Source organism: Kitasatospora sp. NPDC127116 (genome assembly GCF_042677365.1).
In the GTDB taxonomy this organism is placed as follows: Bacteria; Actinomycetota; Actinomycetes; order Streptomycetales; family Streptomycetaceae; genus Kitasatospora; species Kitasatospora lactacystinica.
The window spans coordinates 1-5,718 of record NZ_JBHXTL010000251.1; the positions used below are offsets into that span (position 1 = coordinate 1).

The following is a 5,718-nucleotide window of genomic DNA, read 5'->3' on the forward strand; positions in this document are numbered from 1 at the left end:
GCCCCCCGCCCCCCGCCCCCCCCACCACCCCGCGGGGCGCCCGGCCTGCCGTGTTCCGCCGCAGGAGCGGACGCACGGGGGTACGGACAGGCAAGGGGAGGGGAGCGCCGCGGAGCGGGCCGAGCGCTCAGCACGAGCAGAGAAGCCCGCCGATCCGCGCCCGGCCGATACTGGGCTGGCCCCCGATCCGACGCCCCGCAGCGTGCGTCGAGACGGCGTCGGCATCCGGATCCCCCCTACGGAAGGAACAGGCATGCCCGACTCGCAGGACGTGATATCCGCACTGGCGGCGGACGGCGACGCCGTCGAAGCCCTGGTGGCGAACCTGGCGGACGCCGACTGGAAGCGGCCCACGCCCGCGCCCGGCTGGACCGTCGCCCACCAGATCGCCCACCTCGCGGCCACCTTCAAGATCGCGGGAATGGCCGCGGGCGACCCCGAGGCGTTCAAGGCGATGGCCGCCGGCATCGGGCAGGACTTCGACGGCGCGGTGCAGCAGTCCCTCAAGCCCTACCTGGCGTCCGGTACGCCGCAGCTCCTGCTGGAGCGGTGGAACGCCGAGCGCCGGACCGCCGAGCAGGCCCTGGCGGCCGTCCCGGCCGGCCAACCGGTGCCGTGGCTGGTCCGCCCGCTGCCGGCGCCCGTGCTGGCCGCGGCCGGCATGATGGAGCTGTTCGGCCACGGCCAGGACATCGCCGACACGCTCGGAGTGCACCGCGAGCACACCGACCGGCTCCGCTACCTGGTCGAATTCGCGGTCCGCACCTGGGACTTCGGGTACCAGGCGCGCGGGCTCACGCCGCCCGAGGCCGAGTTCCGCTTCGAGATCACCGCCCCGTCGGGAGCCCGGTGGGAGTTCGGCCCCGCCGACGCGGAGCAGCGCGTCAGCGGCCCCGCCGTCGACTTCTGCCTGCTGGTGACCCGGCGCCGGCACCGCGACGACCTGGCCCTGACGGCCGAGGGCAAGGACGCCGACGCCTGGCTCGACCTCGCCCAGGCCTACCGCGGCCCGGCCGGGGAGGGCCGCGCGCCCGGCCAGTTCCGTTCGCAGCCCGGGAACTGACCCTCCGTCACCCGTCCGGAAATCCGAGAGAGGGGACCTTCATGGCCACCCGTACCGACGAATGTGCCGTGGTTCTCGGCGGAAGCATTGCGGGCCTGCTGGCGGCCAGGGTGCTCTCCGAGTCCTACCCGAGGGTCGTCATCGTCGAACGCGACAAGATCCTCGGGGTCCGCGGCCCGCGCCGCGGCGTCCCGCACGGCAACCACGCCCACGGGCTGGTCGCCCGCGGCCACCAGATCATGGAGTCGCTGTTCCCGGGCCTCACCGACGAGTTGATCGCGGCGGGGGTGCGGCCCGGGGACTTCAGCAACGACATCCAGTGGTACTTCAACGGGCTGCGGCTGAGCCCCGCCCGCACCGGCCTGCCGTCCGTGCCCGCCACCCGGCCGGTGCTCGAACACCACCTGCGCGAGCGGGTGCGGGCGCTGCCGGAGGTGTCGTTCCTGGAGGAGCACGACATCGTCGCCCCGGTGACGGACGCCTCCGGACACCGGGTCACCGGGGTCAGGGTGCAGGCACGCACCCCCGGGGCCGAGGAGCGGACGCTCTCCGCGCACCTGGTCGTCGACACCACCGGCCGCGGCTCGCGGACCCCGCGGTGGCTGGCCGACCTCGGGTACCAGGCGCCGCCGGAGGAGCGGATCGAGATCGACCTGGCGTACACCACCCGCCACTACCGCCTGGAGAAGGACCCGTTCGACAGTGACATCGCCATCATCCCGGCCGCCACGCCCTCGCACCCGCGCGGAGCGTTCTTCTACCGGGTGCCTGGCGAGGACAACCAGGTGGAGCTGTCGGTGACCGGGCTCCTGGGCGACCACCCGCCCACCGACCCGGAAGGGTTCCACGCCTTCGTCCGGTCGCTGCCCGTCCCCGAGATCTACGAGGCGATCCGCGACGCCGAACCCCTGGACGAACCGCTGCGCTTCCGTTTTCCGGCCAGCGTCCGCCGGGACTTCCACCGGCTGGAGCGCTTTCCGGCCGGACTGCTGGTGATGGGCGACGCGATCTGCAGCTTCAACCCCGCCTACGCCCAGGGCATGACCTCGGCCGCCCTGCAGGCGCTGGTGCTGCGCCGGCACGCTGCCGGGCGGCGGCTTCCCACGCCCCAGGCGTACTTCCGGGACATCGCCCGCGAGATCCGCTCCCCGTGGTCGTTCGCGGCGGTGACCGACCTGGGCTACCGGGGCGTCAAGGGCAAGCGGAACCTCCAGACCGCCCTGGTCAACCGGTACGCCGCGCTGGCCCAGCGGGCTGCGGTGCACGACCCCCGGGTGACCGACGCGCTGGTGCGGATCGCCGGACTCGTGGCCTCCCCACAGTCCCTGATGCACCCTCGGACGCTGCTGCGCGTGCTGCGCGCGGCCCGCCGTCCGGTACCGCCCTCGGCCTTCGGCGTGCCCGCTCCGTGAGCCGGCCGGTACCGGGTTCCGCTGGTGCGGAAAAAAGTTTTTCGCGAGGATGTCGCCAGATGTCGAGATCGGCGGATCAGCGCCGACTTAGGAGTGAAGGCCCCACCGGGCGCCTCACGTCGCAAGGAGCGGAACCATGAAGTACCTGATCATGATGTACCCGAACGCCGATGTCCTCGCCGCGCTGCCGGAGGAGGAGCGCAACGCGGTCTTCCAGGGCCACGGTGCGTTCATGGAGAAGATCAAGGCCACCGGTGAGTTCGTCGGGACCCTCGCTCTGGCCGGCCCGGACCAGAGCTCCGTGGTTCGCGTTCGCGGCGGCGTTCCCGCGGTGACCGACGGCCCGTACGCCGAGGCCAAGGAATACGTGGGCGGCACCTACATCATCGAGGTCGCGGACCTGGCGCGCGCCCACGAGGTCGCCGCGATGATCCCGGATGCCGCGGTCGAGGGCCTCGGCATCGAGGTCCGTCCGATCGTCTTCAGCGAGGGCGCTTCCGCCTGACCCGGCCGCCCGGGGGCCTCACGGCCCCCGGGCTCCGCCCCGCGCCCTCGCCAGTCCGTGTGCTGTGCATCGAGAGGACGAACACATGAAGGTTCCGGAGTTGCTCCGAGACAAGGTCGTCGTCGTGTCGGGCGTGGGATCCGGTCTCGGCCGGACGCTCGCCGTGCGGTGCGCCGAGGCGGGAGCCGACGTCGTACTCGTGGCGCGCACCGCGTCCTACCTCGACGAGGTGGCCAAGGCCGTCGAGGAGACCGGTCGCCGCGCGCTGGCGGTTCCCACCGACATCACCGATCCGGATGCCGCCGGCGCACTCGTCACCGCCGCGCTCGACGCGTTCGGCCGGGTCGACACCCTGATCAACAACGCGCTCGTGGAGCCGCCGCACACGGAACTCCACGACACCGACCTGGACGACGTGCGCCTCGGCATGGAGGTGACCGTCTACGCGGCGCTGCGGCTGTCGAAGCTGTTCACCCCGGCGCTGAGGGACAGCCGCGGATCGATCGTCATGGTCAACTCGTCCGTCCTGCGGCACTCCAAGCGTGCCTGCGGGGCCTACAAGATCGCCAAGTCGGGCCTGCTCGCGGCGGCCCAGATGCTCGCCACCGAGCTGGGCCCGGAGGGCATCCGGGTGAACACCGTGGCGCCCGGGCCGATGTGGACCGACAAGGTGAAGGGGTTCATCGGCGAACTCGCGGCCATGCGCGGCCTGTCGTTGGAGGAGGGCTACCAGGAGGTGGCCGCCGACATGGACCTGCGCCGCCTGCAGACCCCGGAGGAGACCGCCGACGCGGTGCTCTTCCTCGCCTCGGACCTGGCGCGCGCCGTCACGGGCCACTGCCTCGACGTCAACTGCGGTGAGTACCACCACTGATCCCGCGTCCGTCCCGCAGGCGACCCGTGGACCGCAGGCCGGAGCGCCGGCCGGAGCACCCTGACGCTCCCGACGGACCCCAGGTGTCCGAGAACATTCGAACAAGTGTCCTCACGTGGAGCCGATGGTGTCGATCACCATCGGCTCCACGCGTCTGACCAGCGAAGACCGTGGATCCGCCGGGCGTCGCGGAAGTCTTCTCAAAAAAGTTCCGCGAACCGGCGCAAGAATCGGCCCGCTGCTTCGACAACGTAGTGAGCGACATTCCGAAATGATCGAAAGGACGCATCACGGCCATGTCCGTCACTACAGCGGAAACCGACCTCCCTCGCACGAGCGCGCGGCCCTGGCTGGCACTGGCGGTTCTCGCCCTGCCGACCCTGCTGGTCGCGCTGGATGCGAACGTCCTGTTCCTGGCGCTGCCCAAGCTCACCGCCGACCTGGGTGCCAGCAGTGTCCAGCAGTTGTGGATCACCGATGCCTACGGATTCATGGTCGCCGGTCTGGTGATCACCATGGGGACCATCGGCGACCGGATCGGGCGCCGCCGACTCCTCATGGCGGGCATGGCGGTGTTCGCCCTGGCCTCGCTGGCCTGCGCCTGGGCGACCAGCCCGATCATGCTGATCACGGCGCGCGGCGTGCAGGGCATCGCGGGCGCCACGCTGATGCCCTCCACCCTCGCCCTGATCACCAACATCTTCCGTGACGACAAGCAGCGCGGGAAGGCCATCTCGATCTGGGCCACCTGCACCTTCACGGGTGCCGCCCTCGGGCCCGTGCTCGGCGGCGTGCTGCTCGCGCCGTTCTGGTGGGGCGCGGTGTTCCTGCTGGCCGTCCCGGTCGCGGCCGTGGTGCTGATCGCCGGGCCGATCCTGCTCCCGGAGTTCCGCCCCGAGCAGTCCCGCCGCCTGGACCTCACCAGCGTCGTGCTCTCGCTGCTGGGGATCCTCCCGGTGGTGTACGCGATCAAGGTCCTCACGCTGGGCACCGCGAGCACCGTCACCGGTGTGGCGGCGCTGGTCGTGGGCCTGCTGTTCGGCACCGTGTTCGTGCGCCGTCAGCTGAAGGGCGAGGACCCGCTGCTCGACCTGCGGCTCTTCGCCAACAGCTCGTTCACGGTCATGCTGACCGCGCTCGCGCTGGCCGGGATGATCCTCGCGGGCACCGCCCTCAACGTCACCCAGCTGCTGCAGACGGTGCTCGGCTACTCCCCGCTGGCCTCGGCGCTCTGGTTCGTCCCGATGGGCCTGTGCATGGCGGTCGGGACGATGTCCACGCCGGCCCTGATCCGTTCGATCACGCCGCGGACCGCGATCGTCGGCGGCATGTTCCTCTCCGCGATCGGCGCGGCGGTGCTGATCCTGGTGAACGGTGAGCACGGCCCCTGGCCGATCGTGCTCGGCACCGCGGTCATCGGTCTGGGCGCCGGTCCGATGTTCGCGCTCGGCATCGGTCTGGTGGTCGGCTCGGTGCCGCCGGAGCGCGCGGGTTCGGCCGCCTCGATGGCGGAGACCGCGAACTACCTCGGCGGTGCGCTCGGTCTGGCCGTCCTCGGCACGATCGGCTCCGCGGTCTACAGCAGCGAGATGAACGGCGTCGGTTCCGACCGCGCCCGGGAGACCGTCGCCGGCGCCGCCGCCGAGGCCGCGCAGCTCGGGGCCGACGCCTCCGCGGCGCTGCTGAAGACGGCGCACGCGGCGTTCGTCAGCGGGCTGAACGCCGTCGCCGCCGTCTCCACCGGGGTCTTCGTCCTGCTGGCCCTGCTGGCCGGGGTCTACTTCCAGCGGGCGGGCCGCAACAGCGGTCAGTGACCTGACCGGCCGACCCGACGGGGCCGGGGGGGGGGGCCCCGGGGGGGGGG

The 5,718-nt window shown here is 72.0% G+C and carries 5 protein-coding genes; all 5 read left to right on the top strand.

All coding sequences use genetic code 11. The features are described from left to right. The first annotated feature begins 253 nt into the window (after positions 1 to 253). The 5 genes from ACFVHV_RS43095 to ACFVHV_RS43115 all read left to right on the top strand — a co-directional run bounded on the left by ACFVHV_RS43095 (position 254) and on the right by ACFVHV_RS43115 (position 5,668). Positions 254 to 1,063, top strand: coding sequence for a TIGR03084 family metal-binding protein (locus tag ACFVHV_RS43095; RefSeq protein ID WP_359915490.1), 810 nt, complete (start codon positions 254 to 256; stop codon positions 1,061 to 1,063). A gap of 41 nt (positions 1,064 to 1,104) precedes the next feature. Beyond that, positions 1,105 to 2,475 (top strand): FAD-dependent oxidoreductase, encoded by a 1,371-nt coding sequence (locus ACFVHV_RS43100; RefSeq protein WP_359915488.1) that lies wholly within the window; start codon positions 1,105 to 1,107, stop codon positions 2,473 to 2,475. 136 nt (positions 2,476 to 2,611) lie between these two features. Beyond that, positions 2,612 to 2,980, top strand: a complete 369-nt coding sequence (locus ACFVHV_RS43105; protein ID WP_359915486.1) for a YciI family protein — start codon at positions 2,612 to 2,614, stop codon at positions 2,978 to 2,980. 100 nt (positions 2,981 to 3,080) lie between these two features. Then, the gene (locus tag ACFVHV_RS43110; RefSeq protein ID WP_380359246.1) at positions 3,081 to 3,854 is read left to right on the top strand and encodes an SDR family oxidoreductase; all 774 of its coding nucleotides are present in this window, start codon (positions 3,081 to 3,083) and stop codon (positions 3,852 to 3,854) included. 296 nt (positions 3,855 to 4,150) lie between these two features. Continuing rightward, complete coding sequence (locus ACFVHV_RS43115; protein WP_380359249.1) at positions 4,151 to 5,668, top strand: MFS transporter; 1,518 nt, start codon at positions 4,151 to 4,153, stop codon at positions 5,666 to 5,668. Positions 5,669 to 5,718: the final 50 nt, after the last annotated feature.